This is a genomic window from Mesorhizobium sp. M7A.F.Ca.US.005.03.1.1, assembly GCF_003997975.1.
In the GTDB taxonomy this organism is placed as follows: domain Bacteria; phylum Pseudomonadota; class Alphaproteobacteria; order Rhizobiales; family Rhizobiaceae; genus Mesorhizobium; species Mesorhizobium ciceri.
Map to the genome: position 1 here is coordinate 13,418 of NZ_RZRO01000035.1, position 15,894 is coordinate 29,311.

The following is a 15,894-nucleotide window of genomic DNA, read 5'->3' on the forward strand; positions in this document are numbered from 1 at the left end:
CGTGGCAAGATCAGGGCATCTGATCCGTCGTCGAGCTTGTGGATGGTCGTCTTCACGGTTACCGCACCTTGGTTGCAGTGTCAGTCTAGCACAACCTTTTCAGAGATGCAGCAGTCCTAGTCCGTGGCCAGCAGCCGGTCCAGCAGGCGATCCGCTGCCTCTGGAATGACTGTGCCCGGCGGGAAGATCTCGGCAGCGCCGGCTTGCCGCACCGCGTCATAGTCCTGCGGTGGGATGACGCCGCCGGCCACGATCAGCATGTCGCCGCGACCGAGCTTCTTCAGCGCGTCGCGCAGTTCGGGGATCAGCGTCAGATGTCCCGCCGCCAGCGACGAGGCGCCGACGATGTGGACGTCCTGTGCGACCGCCAGCCTGGCGATCTCATCCGGTGTCTGGAACATCGCGCCGACGGTGACGTCGAAGCCGAGATCGGCGAAGGCCGTAGCGATGACCTTCTGGCCACGGTCGTGGCCGTCCTGGCCCATCTTGGCGACGAGAATGCGCGGCTTGCCGCCGGTCTTCTTCTCGAAGGCGTCAAGCTTGTCCTGCAGCCCGTCGACCACGGGATGATCGCCAAGCGCCTTGCGATAGATGCCGGAAATGGTCTGCACCGTAGCGACGTGGCGCCCAAACGCCCTTTCCAACGCGAATGAAATCTCGCCGACCGTTGCATTGGCGCGCGCGGCTCGGATGGCGAATTCCAGCAGGTTTTCATTGCCTTGCGCGGCACGGGTCAGCGCATCGAGTGCGCTTTCGACGGCGGCGACGTCGCGCGTGCCCTTCAGCCGTTGCAGCTTCGACAATTGCCGGGCCCTGACCTCGGCATTGTCGATCTTCAGCACGTCGACCTCGATGTCGGTCTCGGGCCGATGGGCGTTGACGCCGACCAGCATCTGCTCGCCGGAATCGATCCGCGCCTGCGTGCGCGCGGCAGCTTCCTCGATGCGCAGCTTGGGAATGCCCTGTTCGGTCGCCGCCGCCATGCCGCCGAGCGCCTCGACCTCCTCGATATGGGCAAGCGCGCGCGCCGCCAGATCATGCGTCAGCCGTTCAAGATAGGCCGAACCGCCCCACGGGTCGATGATGCGCGTGGTGCCGGATTCCTTTTGCAGGATGAGCTGGGTGTTGCGGGCGATCCGCGCCGAATGGTCGGTCGGCAGCGCCATCGCCTCGTCGAAGGAATTGGTGTGCAGCGATTGGGTGTGGCCCTGCGTTGCAGCCATTGCCTCGATCATGGTGCGGACAATGTTGTTGTAGGGATCCTGCGCCGTCAGCGACCAGCCAGAAGTCTGGCAATGGGTGCGCAGCGACAACGAGCGCTCGTCCTTGGGCGAAAAATTCTTCTGCATCAGGGTCGCCCACAACAGGCGCGCGGCCCGCAGCTTGGCGACTTCCATGAAGAAATTCATGCCGATGGCCCAGAAGAAGGACAGGCGCGGCGCGAAGCGGTCGATGTCGAGGCCGGCCGCGACGCCGGCGCGAGCATACTCGATGCCATCGGCGATCGTATAGGCGAGTTCAAGGTCGGCCGTCGCGCCGGCCTCCTGCATGTGATAGCCGGAGATCGATATCGAATTGAACTTCGGCATGTTCTTCGATGTGTACGAGAAGATGTCCGACACGATCCGCATCGAGGGCTTTGGTGGATAGATGTAGGTGTTGCGGACCATGAACTCCTTCAGAATGTCGTTCTGAATGGTGCCGGCGAGATCTTTCTGCGCAACGCCCTGTTCTTCCGCCGCGACAATGTAGAGCGCCATGATCGGCAGCACCGCGCCGTTCATCGTCATCGATACCGTCATCTCGCCGAGCGGAATGCCGTCGAAGAGCTGCCGCATGTCGAGAATGGAATCGATGGCGACGCCAGCCATGCCGACATCGCCGGCAACGCGCGGATGATCGCTGTCATAGCCGCGATGCGTGGCGAGATCGAAGGCGACCGACAGGCCCTTTTGACCAGCGGCAAGGTTGCGTCGGTAAAATGCGTTGGATTCTTCGGCCGTCGAGAAGCCGGCATATTGCCGGATCGTCCAGGGCTGCTGGACATACATGGTCGGGTAGGGGCCGCGCACGAAGGGCGGCAGGCCGGGATAGGTGTCGAGATGCGGCAACCCCTTGAGGTCGCTTTGATTGTACAGATGCTTGGCGACGAGCCCTTCCGGCGTGGTCCGCTGGCCTTTGACCTCGACGGGAGCGCGGCGTGGCGGGACCCAGCCGATCTGGCCGAAGTCCGGGATCAAGAGCCGGCTCCGATCGATTGGTCGATGCGGACTGGAAACAGCGCCTCGCAGACGGCAACGCCTTCGGTGAAGGCCGGCCGCCGTTCCGCCGCCAGCGTCTCGACCGGACGTTCGTCTTTCGATGGATAGAGCGTGGTGCCGATGATGGCCCGTTGGCCTGTGCGGTAGGCTGCATTGCGCTGCTCCGCAGCTGCGTGGACGCGCTTCTGGATGCGTCCGTCCTGAAGGCTGGACAGGACACCGCCCTCGGCTTCGATCGTCTGCAATTCCGCCCAGGCCAACTCGCACAACTCCGCGGTCAACGCCTCGACGGCGCCGGAACCATAGGCGGGATCGGTGACATGATCGATATGGCTTTCATTGGCCATGATCAGCTGCGTGTTGCGGGCAACACGACGGGCAAAACCCGCCGGCAGACCATGCGCGATCGTGTGCGGCAGGATGGAGATCGAATCGGCGCCGCCGCACGCCGCGGCAAAGCATGCAATGGTGGTGCGCAGGATGTTGGTCTCCGGATCCATCGCCGTCATCATGCGAAACGACGTCTCGGCATGGATATTGGCGGTGGATGTCGGGATCGAACAAGCCTCCTGCACCCGCGCCCATAGCCTGCGCAGTGCTCGCATCTTGGCCGTCGACAGCAACTGGTCCTGGTCGACGCTGAGCGCAAAACCGATATGGGGTGCGGCATAGACAAGCGGCTGCCGCGCCGTCTCGAACATTCTGAGATAGGAGACAGCCGAAGCCAGCATGATGCCAAGTTCCTGCGCTTCCGTGGCGCCGGCATTGTGGAACACGCGCCCGTCAGCTTCCAGCAGCACGCCCGGAACGCCCATCGCGAAGAAGTGCGCCAGCGACTGTGGCATAGAGGCCTGCAGCGCCTCGATCGACATGCGCAACCGACCGGTTCCCGCGAAGATCGCCGCTGGATCGATGCCGAAGGAGAGGTTGAGCTTTGCCGGGTCCGATCGCCGCTTGCTCAGGAACGCGACCAACCAGTCGGCCACGGCGCGGCTCCAGGGATGGGCGTCGATGCGAACCTGGATGCGGTTGAGCGGTATGCCGTCCAGCACCGCCTCCAGCGCCTCCGCCGTTCTCGGCAAGCCGTAGCCGAACGCGTTGGGCGCCCCTTCGAAGACCAGCGACAATCCCGTGGCACCCTGTGCAACATCCTCCAGCGCTTGGCTTCTGGCACGGTCGATGTCCGGATCGTCGATGCGCTGGCTGACGATCCATGGCGATTTCGGGTTTGTACGCACGATCGGTTCCGCCGCGGTGCTGCGGTCGTAGAGCGGTTCGATACGGATGTTGTCATCGCTGTGCGAGACCAGCTTTTCCTCGAAGGAAGCGCCTGCCAATGCCTTTTCCGCCAAGGCGAGCCATCGCTGACGCTCGGCGTTCTCGGGTTCCACGTCCTGGATCAAGGCTCCGGCGCCCATCCGTCCTCCTCGTTTCATGCGGCCGCACCAGCCGGGAGCGGTTCAGTCTACGGTCCCCGGTCCGATATCGCAATGCAATGCGCTTTCAGAGACCGGATTCGATCCATCAGATATAGGTCAGTCCGCGTGGACGACGATTGCCAAACAGCGGCAAAATCCGCAAGCTCCAAAAACCCGATCTGAACGAATGGGGCCGATTTGGGCGAATGGCCCGGATTTGGACGAATGGCCCCGATTTGGACGAATGGCCCCGATTTGGACGAATGGCCCCGATTTGGACGAATGGCATTGTCGCTGTGCAATGGCCTCACTATACCTGCGGCAAGGCCACTGGCTTTAGACACATCAGTTTGCGGAGACCGGACATATGGCTGACGAGACCAGTATTTTCATCGGCGCCAGCCGAAAGCCCGACGACAGCTATCAGCGTGCCGAGCAGTTGTTGCTGCGATATGGGAATCGTCACGGCCTGGTGACCGGCGCCACCGGCACCGGCAAGACCGTCACCTTGCAGATCCTGGCCGAAGGATTTTCCAACGCCGGCGTGCCGGTGTTCTGCGCGGACATCAAGGGTGATCTGTCGGGCATCGCGATGATGGGCACGGCACAGGATTTCCTCGTCAAGCGGGCCGAACAGGTCAAGCTCGATCCGTATGACTTCCAGGAATTTCCCGTTATCTTCTGGGACTTGTTCGGCGAGCAGGGTCATCCGATCCGCGCCACGGTCTCGGAAATGGGGCCGTTGTTGCTGTCGCGCCTGATGAACCTGACCGAGGCGCAGGAAGGCATCATGAACATCGCCTTCCGCCTGGCGGATGAGGAAGGTCTGCTGCTGCTCGACATGAAGGACCTGCAGGCGCTGCTCGCCAACATCGCCGAGCGCGCCGACGAGATCGGCTCACGCTATGGCAACGTGACGAAGCCATCGGTCGGGGCTATTCAGCGCACGCTGCTGGTCCTCGAACAGCAGGGGGCCGCAAACTTCTTCGGCGAACCGGCACTGCGTATCGCCGATATCATGCGCACCACCCGCGACGGACGCGGCGCCATCAGCGTGCTTGCCGCCGACAAGCTGATGATGAATCCGCGGCTCTACGCGACCTTCCTGCTATGGCTGATGTCGGAGCTGTTCGAGGTGCTGCCGGAAGTCGGCGACCCCGACAAGCCGAAGCTGGTGTTCTTCTTCGACGAGGCCCATCTTCTGTTCGACGAAGCACCCAAGGTGCTCATCGATCGCGTCGAACAGGTCGTCCGACTGATCCGCTCGAAAGGCGTCGGCGTCTATTTCGTCACCCAGAACCCTTTGGATATCCCTGAAAAAGTCCTGGCCCAGCTCGGCAATCGCGTCCAGCACGCGCTGCGCGCCTATACACCGCGCGAGCAGCAGGCAGTCCGGACGGCGGCCGAAACGTTCCGGCCAAATCCCGATTTCGACTGCATGACCGCCATTACACAGCTTGCCACTGGCGAGGCGCTGGTCTCGACGTTGGAAGCCAAGGGTGTTCCGTCCATGGTGCAGCGGACCCTGATCCGCCCGCCATCCTCGCGGCTTGGGCCCATAACGGCCGCTGAGCGGCAAAAGCTGATCCAGGAAAGCCCGGTCGCCGGCCAGTACGATCAGGCCGTCGATCGCGAATCGGCTTTCGAAATGCTGCAGAAAAAGGCCAAGGACGCGCAGGATGCCGAAGAGCAGGCCCAGCAGGCCGGCAACGGCGGCTCGCGCTGGACCATTCCGGGCTTCGGCAATGACGATCCCGCGCCGCAATCCGGTGGCAGGCGCACATCTGCACCGCGCCCGTCCAACCGCCAGACGGTCGCAGAGGCGGCGATCAAGTCGGTGGTGCGCTCGGTCGGCTCTTCGGTCGGTCGGGCAATCGTGCGCGGCATTCTGGGGAGCTTGTCGCGCGGGCGGTGACTGGAGGCAGCGGGCGCCGCCGCTGCCTAGTCAGCTCAGAAAATCGAATTCGTGATCGCCTTGACCGGTCCAAGCAGCACCGAACCGTCCGGCACGCCGGCATCGATCGGGATCGCCTGTCGGTTGGCCGTCGCCACCATGGGTTGGCTGGCGTCGCTGGTCACGATGACCGGCGTCTTCGAGGGCACGCGATCATAGAGGTCGATAATGTCCTGGTTCATCAGACGCACGCAGCCTGACGACACCGACTTGCCGATCGAGCGCCACTCCGGCGAGCCGTGCAGACGGTAGAGCGTGTCGACATTGCCCTGGAACAGATAGAGCGCGCGTGCACCGAGCGGATTCTTCAGGCCGCCGGGCATGCCGCCATTGTCGGCGCTGTAGGGTTTCAGTTCCGGCTGGCGGGCTATCATTTCGTCCGGCGGCGTCCATTTTGGCCATTTCTGCTTCCACTGAACGACGGCGTCGCCGGACCATTCGAAGCCGGCGCGGCCAAGGCCGACACCGTAGCGTATCGCCTGACCGCCTGGACGAACCAGATAAAGGAAGTGGCCGGTCGTATCGACGACTATGGTTCCCGGCTTCTGTCCCGTCGGGTCGGGAACGATCTGACGCAGGAATTGCGGATCGATCTTGTCGACTGGGATGGCCGGCAAATCGAAGCCGCCGTCGCTGACTGCTGCATACATCGTCACATAGTCCGCCAGAGGCGGCTCGACATAGGTTGGTGGCGGCGGCTCGACCGGACCCGGCCCGGTGGTGGCGCATGCGGAAACCGCGATCGAAGCGGCGCCCAGGGCTGCGGCATTGAGAAAGCCGCGACGGCTCAGGCGAAAAGATTCGATTTCAGTTATGGACATGGTTGCCTTCTTTAAGTCTCAAATCGCAACAAAGCGTGAATTCGCCGACAGTTACGCGGGTGCCTGACAACACCTGGGGCGATAGGCGGTTCCGATTCTGGCCCGAACGTGGGCAAAGAAAGGCGAAGCTGTGACCAGGCTGCTACTGTGGCGCCAGAGACACAGGTCTCTTAGCTGCCGGGCACAAGGGCTTCGAGCGACGGCAGGATCAGGGCCGGTGGGAAGTCCCGGTATTCTTCGGGCTGGTTGGAGCGGTTGATCCACACCGTGCGAAAGCCGAATTTGGTGGCGCCTGCAATGTCCCAGCGATTGGACGACTGGAAGGAAACCGCGCCGGGGTAGAGGCGCCAGCCGGTGGCGACCATGTCGTAGACCGCCGGATCGGTCTTGAAGCGCCGCACCGTATCGACGGAATAGATATCGTCCAGAACCTGGTCGAGCGCGGCGGATTTGACCGCCGCCTGCAGCATTTCTGGCGAGCCGTTGGACAGGATCGCCAGCCTCGCTCCCGAAGCTTTGAGCGCCTTGAGCACGGCCGGCACTTCCGGATAGCAATCGAGCCGCCAATAGGCATCCAGCAATATCGCCTTGAGACCGGGGTCGGCCGAGGGAACCTTGCGCAAGGCGAAATCGAGCGCCTGTTCGGTCAGTTGCCAGAAATCGGCATAGGCGCCCATCAGCGTGCGCACCCAGGAATATTCGAGCTGTTTGGCGCGCCAGATCTCGGACAACAATTGGCCGTCCGGCCCGATCCGGTCGGCATGACGGCGCACGGCGGCATGCACGTCGAACAGCGTGCCATAGGCGTCGAAGACATAGGCGGCGTATTGCATGACAGCAGTTTTGAGGGCAGGCGCGACAAGGTGCAAGCTTTGATTGCATTGCGCCCCGGCACTGGCCTCAACAAAACTCCATGATGCCGGTTGACGGCGCCCGCCAAAGCATCTTCCAATGGCTGTCACACGAGACCGATTGAGACGGGACGAGATGATGACACTGGCGGCTGCGGCGCAATCCACGACATGGACTTTCGTCGATGGTGATTGGCACGAAGGCAACGTCGCCATTCTGGGGCCGCGCAGCCACGCCATGTGGCTCGGCACCAGCGTTTTTGACGGCGGCCGCTGGTTCGAAGGCGTGGCGCCGGATCTCGACTTCCACGCAGCCAGGGTGAATTCCTCGGCGATTGCGCTCGGCCTGAAGCCGAACATGAGCGCCGACAAGATCGTCGGGCTGACATGGGATGGGTTGAAGAAGTTCGACGGCAAGACGGCGGTCTATATCAGGCCGATGTACTGGGCCGAGCATGGCGGCTATATGGGCGTGCCGGCCGATCCCGCCTCGACGCGCTTTTGCCTTTGCCTCTATGAATCACCGATGATTCCGGCGACTGGCTTTTCGGTGACCGTGTCGCCGTTCCGGCGTCCGACCATTGAAACCATGCCGACCAACGCCAAGGCCGGCTGCCTTTACCCCAACAACGGTAGGGCCATTCTCGAAGCCAAGATGCGCGGCTTCGACAACGCAATGGTGCTCGATATGCTGGGCAACGTCGCCGAGACCGGAACCTCGAACATCTTCCTGGTCAAGGATGGCCACGTCTTTACGCCTGCGCCGAACGGCACCTTCCTATCCGGCATCACCCGCTCGCGCACGATAGCGCTGCTCGGCGAATATGGCTTCAGGACCACGGAAAAGACGCTGTCGGTGCGCGATTTCCTCGAAGCAGACGAAATTTTTTCGACCGGGAACCATTCCAAGGTGGTGCCGATCACGCGCATCGAGGATCGCAATCTGCAACCCGGGCCGGTGGCCAAAAAAGCGCGCGAACTCTATTGGGATTGGGCGCATTCGACTTCTGCTGTTTGAGCGGATAAAAAGGCGATCGACGCTTCATCCGGAGTTGTCCCAACCCATTCCAGACCTATCTTACTCCGGTATCGACACCGGATTTTTCCACGAGGGAGTACTATCCATGGCCTTTGAATTGCCCGCTCTGCCTTACGACTATGAGGCCTTGCAGCCTTACATGTCGAAAGAGACGCTGGAATATCACCACGACAAGCACCACAAGGCGTATGTCGATAACGGCAACAAACTCGCCGCCGAGGCCGGCTTGGGCGATCTGTCGGTCGAAGAGGTGGTCAAGCAGTCGTTCGGCAAGAATGCCGGCCTCTTCAACAATGCCGCCCAGCATTACAACCACATCCATTTCTGGAAGTGGATGAAGAAAGGCGGCGGCGGCAACAAGCTGCCGGGCGCCTTGCAGAAGGCAGTCGATAGCGATCTCGGCGGCTACGACAAGTTCAAGGCCGACTTCATTGCCGCTGGCACGACACAGTTCGGCTCCGGCTGGGCCTGGGTCTCGGTCAAGGATGGCAAGCTGGCGATCTCCAAGACACCGAACGGCGAAAACCCGCTCGTCCATGGCGCGTCGCCGATCCTCGGCGTCGATGTCTGGGAGCACTCCTACTACATCGACTACCGCAACGCCCGGCCGAAATATCTCGAGGCGTTCGTCGACAGCCTGATCAACTGGGACCATGTCCTGGAATTGTACGAAAAGGCGAAGTGATCGATTTCCAGAAGCCCCGGTATCACCCGGGGCTTTTCTTTTCTGCGTCCCGCAAGAGCAAAGGTCCGGCAAAAATCATCAGGGGGAAGGGAATTTTCCCTCTGTAGCATCCGTTGACGTCCTGTCCCGAAATGCCTTCATCATGGAGCCAATTGAATGAGAAAGCTTGTTATCGCCATCTCTATGCTCGCACTCGCGGCTTCGGCGGCCTTTGCCGACCCGATCCTCGACCGGCAGGCACTGATGAAGGAACGTGGAAAGATCGTCGGCGGCCTGTCGAAAGTGGTCAAGGGCGAGGAGCCGTTTGATGCCGCCGCGGTGCTGACGGCGCTGCAGGCGCTGCATGCGAATGCCGAGAAAGTCGACGTAGACGCGCTGTTTCCGGCGGGCAGCGACACGGGCGGCGATACCACTGCGTCGCCGAAGATCTGGGAAGACATGGCCGGCTTCAAGGCCACCAACGCCAAATATGTCGCCGACGTCAAGGCAGCGGCCGCTGCCGCTCCTGCCGACGTCGATGCGTTGAAGGCGCAATTCGGCGCCATCGGCTCCGATTGCGGCACCTGCCACCAGACCTACCGGGTGAAAAAAGGCTGATAGCGGGCGATGCCCTGGCTAAAGAAACTCGTCGGCGCCATCGTCATCCTCGGCGGCGTCGGCGCGGTTGCCGGGTGGGCCGGGTCGGCGCCGGTGAGGCTCGACAGGGAGACCCTGGCCAAGCTCGGTCCTGGCGACGCAGCCAGGGGCAAGCGCATTTTTTATGCCGGCGGTTGTACATCCTGCCATGCAAAGCCGGGCTCACAGGGCGATGCGCGGCTTCAACTCGTGGGCGGTCTCGAGCTCAAGACGCCGTTCGGAACCTTCGTGCCGCCCAACATTTCGCAAGACGCCAAGGACGGCATCGGCGCATGGTCGGTCGAGGACCTCGCCAATGCCATGCTGAAGGGCGTGTCGCCTTCGGGCCGACACTTCTATCCGGCGTTTCCCTATGCGTCCTACGCGCGCATGAATCCGGCCGACATTGGCGATCTCTATGCCTTTCTCAAGACGCTGCCGGCCGTCGCCGGCAAGGCGCCTGCAAATTCGCTCGGTTTTCCCTTCAACATTCGTCGCGGCATTGGCCTGTGGAAATTGCTCTATCTTAGCGACCAGCCGGTCGTTCCATTTCCCGCTGGCACGCCCGATCCGGTCATGGCCGGCCGCTATCTGGTCGAGGGGCCGGGCCATTGCGGCGAATGCCATACGCCGCGCGACCTTGCAGGTGGTACGAAAAAGAACGTGTGGCTGGCCGGTGCGGTGGCTGCCGAAGGCAGCGGCGTCGTGCCGAACATCACATCGGGCGAGGGCGGTATAGGCGATTGGTCGGAAGCCGACATCGTCAACTACCTCGAAACCGGCTTCACGCCCGATTTTGATTCCGTCGGCGGCGCCATGGTCGACGTGCAGCGAAACATGGCCGAGTTGGCGCCGCAGGACCGTGCTGCCATCGCCGCCTATCTCAAGGCGATACCCGCGCATCCAAACGGCTATCCGGCCCGCAAGAGGGCGAACTAGTCTAGATCGAGTCTGCGGATGACAGGTGGCGGTCACCGAGAAAATCGAAGCCCGTTTCGAAGAAATGGTTGTAGTTGCAGGTCAACTCTTCGCCAGGCGCGATGTCGCGCAGCGCAAAACTCTCCTCGGGTGAGGAGACGTCGCAATTAGGCTCGTCGGCATGGTTCATGTAGCGCGCGTCGTCGGCTTCGAAGACGATGTAGTTCGGATCGCGGCGGTCAGGATAGGAGTAGCGGTCGAGATAGCTCTTCACCGGGCCGGCCGCCCGCTCATAAGTCTCGACCTCGATGAGCCGATCGAACCTTGGGTCTAACTTCCAGATCAGAGTACCGCGAGGAATGTGGTTCTTGGCAAAGACGCCGATTCCCTGGATGGGTGATTTGTCGAGATAGACGTCGACGAGCAGCATAATGAACCTTTACGCGATTGGAGGCTGTCAGGCCGGAAAAGCCGCGCACTGGGTAGCGCGCGGTCGTCGCAATTGCGAGTGAAAATGAGCGACGGGAGCTTCAAAAAGTCCTGACACCCAGCCCTCTGGCAAGGGTGCATCGATCATCGTCCAGAGTCAGCGTTGCTGCAGCGCCAGACGGACGCCCAGAGCGCAGTAGATGCCGCCGACAACTTTGCCCTGCAATCGTAACACCGACGGATTTCGGCGCAGGAACGTGCCGAGCCGGCCAGCGCTCACGGCAAAGACGACCGTGCTGAAAAGGCCCAGTATGACGAAGATGACCCCCAACGCGGTCATCTGAAGCATCACCGATCCGTTTTCAGGCCGCACGAACTGAGGCAGAAAAGCGAGGAAGAACAGAGCGGTCTTGGGGTTGAGCACTTCGGTCAGGACAGCCTGTCGAAACGCCTTGCCGGCGGAGATCGCGAGCGCACCGGCCGCCGGGTTGGCCGGTGTTTTCTCGATGATCGCGCGAATGCCGAGATAAACCAGGTAGGCCGCGCCGATGTACTTGATGACGCTGAACAGCGTCGCCGACGCGGCGATGATCGCCGAGATGCCGATCATGGCCATGACGGTATGAAAGACGTCGCCGGCAGCGATCCCGGCGCCCGTCGCGATCCCGACCTTGGTTCCGGAACTCGTTGCCCGGGCGATCGTCAGCAGGGTGGCGGGGCCTGGAATGAAGACGAAGCCGAGCACGACCGCGATGTAGGCGATCAGGGTGGTCAGGTCGATCATTGGTTGGTTGCTCCCGTAAGCTGCGCCTTGCCCATCACTTTCAGCGCGAAGGAATAGGTGTAGGCGATCTCTTCCAGCCGCGAAAACCGGCCGGAAGCGCCTGCATGACCGGAATCCATGTTGATCTTGAACAGAACCGGATTGTCTCCGCTCTTGCGGTCGCGCAGCCGGGCCACCCATTTGGCCGGTTCCCAATAGGTGACGCGCGGATCGGTGAGACCGGCCAGCGCCAGGATCGGCGGATAGTCGTGATCAGAGACATTGTCGTAGGGCGAATAGGCAGCGATCGTCCGATAGTCGTCGGCGGACGCGATCGGGTTGCCCCATTCGGGCCATTCCGGCGGCGTCAGTGGCAGGGTCGCATCGAGCATGGTGGTGAGCACATCGACGAAGGGAACCTCGGCGACGATGCCGCCAAAACAATCCGGCGCCATGTTGGCGACGGCACCCATCAGCATGCCGCCGGCCGAACCGCCTTGCGCGACGATACGGTCATGCGCCGTGTAACGCTCCGTGACCAGATGGCGCGCGACGGCGATGAAATCGGTGAACGTGTTCATCTTGTTCTCCCGCTTGCCGTCATCGTACCAGCCATAGCCCTTGTCCTTGCCGCCGCGAACGTGAGCAATGGCGAAGACAAAGCCGCGGTCGACCAGCGAGAACCAGTTGGTGTTGAAGGCGGCCGGCACGGTGATGCCATAGGAGCCGTAGCCGTAAAGCAGGCAAGGTGCGGATCCGTCCAGCGGCGTGTCGCGATGATGCAAAAGCGAGATCGGCACCAGTTCGCCATCGCTGGCCGGCGCCATCAGCCGCCGCGTGACATAATGGTCCGCATCATGGCCGGACGGCACTTCCTGGGTCTTCAGCAGCACCCGCTCGCGGGTGCGCATGTTATAGTCGAACACCTGCGCGGGCGTCGTCATCGACGAGTAGGAAAAGCGCATGATCTCGGTGTCGTACTCATAGGAACCCGACAGGCCGAGCGAGAAGGCCTCCTCGTCGAGGGACAGAAGATGCTCCTCGCCGCTGATACGGTCGCGCACCACAATGCGCGGCAGGCCTTCCTTGCGTTCGAGCCGGACCATGTGGTCCCTGAAGCCGATCACCGACAGGATCAGCCGGCCGGGCTCGTGCGGCACCAGTTCCTGCCAGTTGGCGCGCACGGGATCGCTCGCCGGCGCCGTCATGATCTTGAAGTCCTTGGCGCCGTCGGCATTGGTCAGGATGAAGAAGATATCGCCGCCTTCTTCCAGCTCGTATTGAAGGCCAACCTCGCGCGGCGACACCAGTTTCGGTTCGGCAAACGGATCGTCGGCGCGCATCAGGCGGTATTCCGAAGTCTCGTGATCGTTGATGCCGATCATGATCCATTCGTTGTTGCGGGTGCCGTCGACATTCATGAAGAAGCCGGGATCGGTTTCCTCATAGATCAACCGGTCGCTGTCCGGGCTGTCGCCCAGCGCATGGAACAGTACCTTGGACGGGCGATGGTTGGGATCGAGACGCGTGTAGAAGAAGCCGTCATTGCCTGCGTTCCAGACGCCTGAACCGCCGGTGTCGGGGATCTGGTCGGCAAGCTCTTTGCCATCGGCAAGGTCACGCACGCGAAGCGTGTAGAATTCGGAGCCCTTGTCGTCGAATGCCCATAGCAGCTTGGCGTGGTCGGCCGAATGGTCGACACCGCCAAGACGGAAATAGGCCTTGCCCGCGGCCTCCGCGTCGCCATCGAGCAGGATATGCTCGGCGCCGCCGTCGCGCGACATGCGGAAATAGCGCGGCTGCTCGCCACCAAGTTTAAAGGACGAGCCGTAGGCATAGGGCCCATCCTTCATCGGCACGGAAGAATCGTCTTCCTTGATACGGCCCTTCATCTCCTTGAAAAGCTGCTTTTGCAGTTCGACCGTGTCGGCCATCAGCTTCGACTGGTAGGCATTCTCCGCCTCGAGTTCTGCGCGGATCCCCGCATCGAGCAATGACGGGTCGCGGAACATCTCCTGCCAGTTATCGGCCCGTAGCCAGGCATAGTCGTCGGTTCGCGTGATGCCGTGATGCGTGTCGGAAACCGGCCGCTTCTCGGGCGTTGGCGGGCTGACGATCGGAAATATGGATGTCTTGGTCATTGCGTCTCGCTTTGCCAGTATCTTCAATGGGCCAGTATCTTGAAGGGCCATCTCGAATGGAGAAATATCTTGAATGGCAAATGAACACGCCGATCAGGGCAGGTTCAAGAGCCGGAGCGTATGGGTTGTGTCGGCTCCAGGAGATGAGCCGGGAGGAGAGATGATGACTATTTGGTCTCGGACTGCTGCGGCTTTCGCCGTTGCTTCGCTAACTCTGGGCTTTGCCGGCCAGTCTCATGCGACCGTATTCGCGGCTTGGCAAGTGGCCAATGTCCCGTTCGGCGACACGCTCAATGTACGCAAATACCCTTCGGGCACATCCCAAAAGCAGGCGGGATATCCGAACGGCACCGTTCTGCAGATGACCGGGCGATGCACCGGCGGAATAAACCTGCTCGACATCGCCAACCAGCCGGCATGGAAGCAGGCACAAAAGATTCGCTATCGCTGGTGCGAAGTCTGGCATGATCCGGTCCAGAACGGCAATTTCGTCACCGGCTGGGCCTATGGCAAATACATCATCCCGCATTGATTGACGCGGCAGCAATCAGCCGATCGGTCGGATGACTGGCATGTCGCCTGATTGCTCGTATATGACCACGGCAACCTGTGGTTTTGTGGACAAATGCGAACAACCAATATTTCTCGAGCGATAGCCAAGCAAGATCAAACATTAAAACCCGTTTCGTGAGTTGCCACGAATGTAACGGCGATCTGACGTTGCGTCAGCCGCCGCCGACGGGAACGCGAAATATCGATAAATTACACAATGCACGAAAGATTGAAGCTGATCGCGGAACATTTGATCAATATCGTTCAATATAGCGCGAGGGGCGAATTGACTTACTTGGTCTGCACGCTCATTGATGTGCCCGCGACACGAATCGTAGAAACTCTACCTGCACAAAATTCGTGCGATGCCCTGCTTGTAAAAAAGGGCGCAGATCGATGTAACTCTTGTTGGGGACCGAAGACCATGGATATTGTCGAAACACCTTCCAGAAACAGCGATGCGCTGATCGAATTGACCGCCGATGTGGTGGCCGCCTATGTCAGCAACAATCCCGTGCCGGTCGGCGAACTGCCGAACCTGATATCCGATGTCCATGCCGCACTCGGGCGTGTGGGCGGAACCGCCGAACAGCCGCCTGCCGACAAGCAGAAGCCGGCGGTCAACCCGAAGCGGTCGGTTCATGACGACTACATCGTCTGCCTTGAAGACGGCAAGAAGTTCAAGTCGCTGAAGCGCCACCTGATGACCCACTATGACCTGACGCCGGACCAGTATCGCGAAAAGTGGAACCTCGACCCGACCTATCCGATGGTTGCACCCAACTATGCAGCTGCCCGGTCCCAACTCGCCAAGAAGATGGGTCTCGGCCGCAAGCGCAAAGCGCGGTAATTGCTGCCAGCCAGATCGGATCGACATCAACGGCGCCTTCGGGCGCCGTTTGATTTTTGCGAGCCGCGACGCGCGGATCGGGTCGGGAAGCGTCAGGCGGTCTGCTTGAGCGCTGCCTCGGCGTCGCGCTTGATGCGCTTGACCATCGAGCGAAGGCCGTTGGCGCGCTGCGGCGACAGATGTTCGTCGAGGCCGAGTTCTTTCAATGTCGCTTCCGCATCGGTCTTCTGGATTTCGCTGGCGGTCCTGCCGGAAAACAGCGCCAGCATGATCGCGACCAGCCCACGCACGATATGAGCGTCCGAATCGCCGGTGAAGGTGATGACAGGATCGGCTCCAGCTCCGCGTTCAGTGGTCAGCCAGACTTGGCTGACGCATCCCGGCACCTTGTTGGCGGGGCTGCGCTGCTCGTCCGGAAACGGCGGCAACGCCTCGCCGAGTTCGATGACATAGCGATAGCGGTCTTCCCATTCCTCGAGGAACGAGAAGTCGTCGCGGATCGTCTGGATCGTCGTGGTCATGTCTGGGATATAGTCACGCGGCGGCTCCGCGTCACGGAAAAAACAAGGACACCGCGGGCGTCGAGAGGGCAGACAG

The 15,894-nt window shown here is 61.4% G+C and carries 15 protein-coding genes; 7 read left to right on the top strand and 8 right to left on the bottom strand.

Going from position 1 to position 15,894, the window contains the following annotated elements; translation table 11 throughout:
* Positions 1 to 116 precede the first annotated feature (116 nt).
* Positions 117 to 2,240 (bottom strand): methylmalonyl-CoA mutase, encoded by a 2,124-nt coding sequence (scpA, locus tag EN990_RS16375; protein WP_013532673.1) that lies wholly within the window; start codon positions 2,238 to 2,240, stop codon positions 117 to 119.
* On the bottom strand, positions 2,237 to 3,679 hold the full coding sequence (locus EN990_RS16380; RefSeq protein WP_024505548.1) for a methylmalonyl-CoA mutase subunit beta: 1,443 nt from the start codon (positions 3,677 to 3,679) through the stop codon (positions 2,237 to 2,239). The genes scpA and EN990_RS16380 overlap by 4 nt, the downstream gene beginning before the upstream one ends.
* Positions 3,680 to 4,046: 367 nt before the next feature.
* Between EN990_RS16380 and EN990_RS16385 the strand changes: the two genes are divergently transcribed.
* Positions 4,047 to 5,594, top strand: a complete 1,548-nt coding sequence (locus EN990_RS16385) for a helicase HerA-like C-terminal domain-containing protein (RefSeq protein WP_127368562.1) — start codon at positions 4,047 to 4,049, stop codon at positions 5,592 to 5,594.
* A 35-nt stretch (positions 5,595 to 5,629) separates the two neighbouring features.
* On the opposite strand, the gene EN990_RS16390 is transcribed toward EN990_RS16385, so the two are convergent.
* Both EN990_RS16390 and EN990_RS16395 read right to left on the bottom strand, forming a co-directional pair.
* Positions 5,630 to 6,454: a L,D-transpeptidase gene (locus EN990_RS16390; RefSeq protein ID WP_013532670.1), complete on the bottom strand. Its 825-nt coding sequence runs from the start codon at positions 6,452 to 6,454 to the stop codon at positions 5,630 to 5,632.
* Between the two features lie 170 nt (positions 6,455 to 6,624).
* The gene (locus EN990_RS16395) at positions 6,625 to 7,287 is read right to left on the bottom strand and encodes a haloacid dehalogenase type II (protein WP_024505547.1); all 663 of its coding nucleotides are present in this window, start codon (positions 7,285 to 7,287) and stop codon (positions 6,625 to 6,627) included.
* A 157-nt stretch (positions 7,288 to 7,444) separates the two neighbouring features.
* On the opposite strand from EN990_RS16395, the gene EN990_RS16400 reads away from it, so the two are divergent.
* From EN990_RS16400 to EN990_RS16415, 4 genes are all read left to right on the top strand, one after another.
* On the top strand, positions 7,445 to 8,323 hold the full coding sequence (locus EN990_RS16400; protein ID WP_024505546.1) for a branched-chain amino acid aminotransferase: 879 nt from the start codon (positions 7,445 to 7,447) through the stop codon (positions 8,321 to 8,323).
* Positions 8,324 to 8,429: 106 nt separating this feature from the next.
* A complete protein-coding gene (locus EN990_RS16405; protein WP_013532667.1) occupies positions 8,430 to 9,029 on the top strand; it encodes a superoxide dismutase in 600 nt (199 codons plus the stop codon).
* A gap of 156 nt (positions 9,030 to 9,185) precedes the next feature.
* A complete protein-coding gene (locus EN990_RS16410) occupies positions 9,186 to 9,626 on the top strand; it encodes a cytochrome c (RefSeq protein WP_013532666.1) in 441 nt (146 codons plus the stop codon).
* 9 nt (positions 9,627 to 9,635) lie between these two features.
* Positions 9,636 to 10,583, top strand: coding sequence for a cytochrome c (locus EN990_RS16415; protein ID WP_127368563.1), 948 nt, complete (start codon positions 9,636 to 9,638; stop codon positions 10,581 to 10,583).
* A 1-nt stretch (position 10,584) separates the two neighbouring features.
* Here the strand turns inward: EN990_RS16415 and EN990_RS16420 are convergent, their stop codons facing one another.
* The 3 genes from EN990_RS16420 to EN990_RS16430 form a co-directional block, all read right to left on the bottom strand.
* Positions 10,585 to 10,992, bottom strand: a complete 408-nt coding sequence (locus tag EN990_RS16420; protein WP_013532664.1) for an SET domain-containing protein-lysine N-methyltransferase — start codon at positions 10,990 to 10,992, stop codon at positions 10,585 to 10,587.
* A gap of 156 nt (positions 10,993 to 11,148) precedes the next feature.
* Complete coding sequence (locus EN990_RS16425; protein ID WP_024505543.1) at positions 11,149 to 11,775, bottom strand: LysE family translocator; 627 nt, start codon at positions 11,773 to 11,775, stop codon at positions 11,149 to 11,151.
* A complete protein-coding gene (locus EN990_RS16430; RefSeq protein WP_127385259.1) occupies positions 11,772 to 13,895 on the bottom strand; it encodes a S9 family peptidase in 2,124 nt (707 codons plus the stop codon). The genes EN990_RS16425 and EN990_RS16430 overlap by 4 nt, the downstream gene beginning before the upstream one ends.
* A gap of 160 nt (positions 13,896 to 14,055) precedes the next feature.
* On the opposite strand from EN990_RS16430, the gene EN990_RS16435 reads away from it, so the two are divergent.
* Together EN990_RS16435 and EN990_RS16440 are read left to right on the top strand one after the other, a co-directional pair.
* Positions 14,056 to 14,427 carry an SH3 domain-containing protein gene (locus EN990_RS16435; protein WP_164745941.1) on the top strand — a complete coding sequence of 124 codons (372 nt, stop codon included), beginning with the start codon at positions 14,056 to 14,058 and terminating at the stop codon, positions 14,425 to 14,427.
* Positions 14,428 to 14,871: 444 nt separating this feature from the next.
* A complete protein-coding gene (locus tag EN990_RS16440) occupies positions 14,872 to 15,297 on the top strand; it encodes a MucR family transcriptional regulator (RefSeq protein WP_013532660.1) in 426 nt (141 codons plus the stop codon).
* A 92-nt stretch (positions 15,298 to 15,389) separates the two neighbouring features.
* Here the strand turns inward: EN990_RS16440 and EN990_RS16445 are convergent, their stop codons facing one another.
* Positions 15,390 to 15,818: a SufE family protein gene (locus EN990_RS16445; RefSeq protein ID WP_027162984.1), complete on the bottom strand. Its 429-nt coding sequence runs from the start codon at positions 15,816 to 15,818 to the stop codon at positions 15,390 to 15,392.
* Positions 15,819 to 15,894: the final 76 nt, after the last annotated feature.

Coding starts and splice junctions, on each gene's coding strand:
- EN990_RS16415 (WP_127368563.1), top strand. CDS start 9,636: ATGCCCTGGCTAAAGAAACTCGTCGGCGCCATCGTCATCCTCGGCGGC.
- EN990_RS16435 (WP_164745941.1), top strand. CDS start 14,056: ATGATGACTATTTGGTCTCGGACTGCTGCGGCTTTCGCCGTTGCTTCG.
- EN990_RS16440 (WP_013532660.1), top strand. CDS start 14,872: ATGGATATTGTCGAAACACCTTCCAGAAACAGCGATGCGCTGATCGAA.
- EN990_RS16385 (WP_127368562.1), top strand. CDS start 4,047: ATGGCTGACGAGACCAGTATTTTCATCGGCGCCAGCCGAAAGCCCGAC.
- EN990_RS16380 (WP_024505548.1), bottom strand. CDS start 3,679: ATGGGCGCCGGAGCCTTGATCCAGGACGTGGAACCCGAGAACGCCGAG.
- EN990_RS16390 (WP_013532670.1), bottom strand. CDS start 6,454: ATGTCCATAACTGAAATCGAATCTTTTCGCCTGAGCCGTCGCGGCTTT.
- EN990_RS16430 (WP_127385259.1), bottom strand. CDS start 13,895: ATGACCAAGACATCCATATTTCCGATCGTCAGCCCGCCAACGCCCGAG.
- EN990_RS16395 (WP_024505547.1), bottom strand. CDS start 7,287: ATGCAATACGCCGCCTATGTCTTCGACGCCTATGGCACGCTGTTCGAC.
- EN990_RS16405 (WP_013532667.1), top strand. CDS start 8,430: ATGGCCTTTGAATTGCCCGCTCTGCCTTACGACTATGAGGCCTTGCAG.
- EN990_RS16410 (WP_013532666.1), top strand. CDS start 9,186: ATGAGAAAGCTTGTTATCGCCATCTCTATGCTCGCACTCGCGGCTTCG.
- EN990_RS16400 (WP_024505546.1), top strand. CDS start 7,445: ATGACACTGGCGGCTGCGGCGCAATCCACGACATGGACTTTCGTCGAT.
- EN990_RS16420 (WP_013532664.1), bottom strand. CDS start 10,992: ATGCTGCTCGTCGACGTCTATCTCGACAAATCACCCATCCAGGGAATC.
- EN990_RS16425 (WP_024505543.1), bottom strand. CDS start 11,775: ATGATCGACCTGACCACCCTGATCGCCTACATCGCGGTCGTGCTCGGC.
- EN990_RS16445 (WP_027162984.1), bottom strand. CDS start 15,818: ATGACCACGACGATCCAGACGATCCGCGACGACTTCTCGTTCCTCGAG.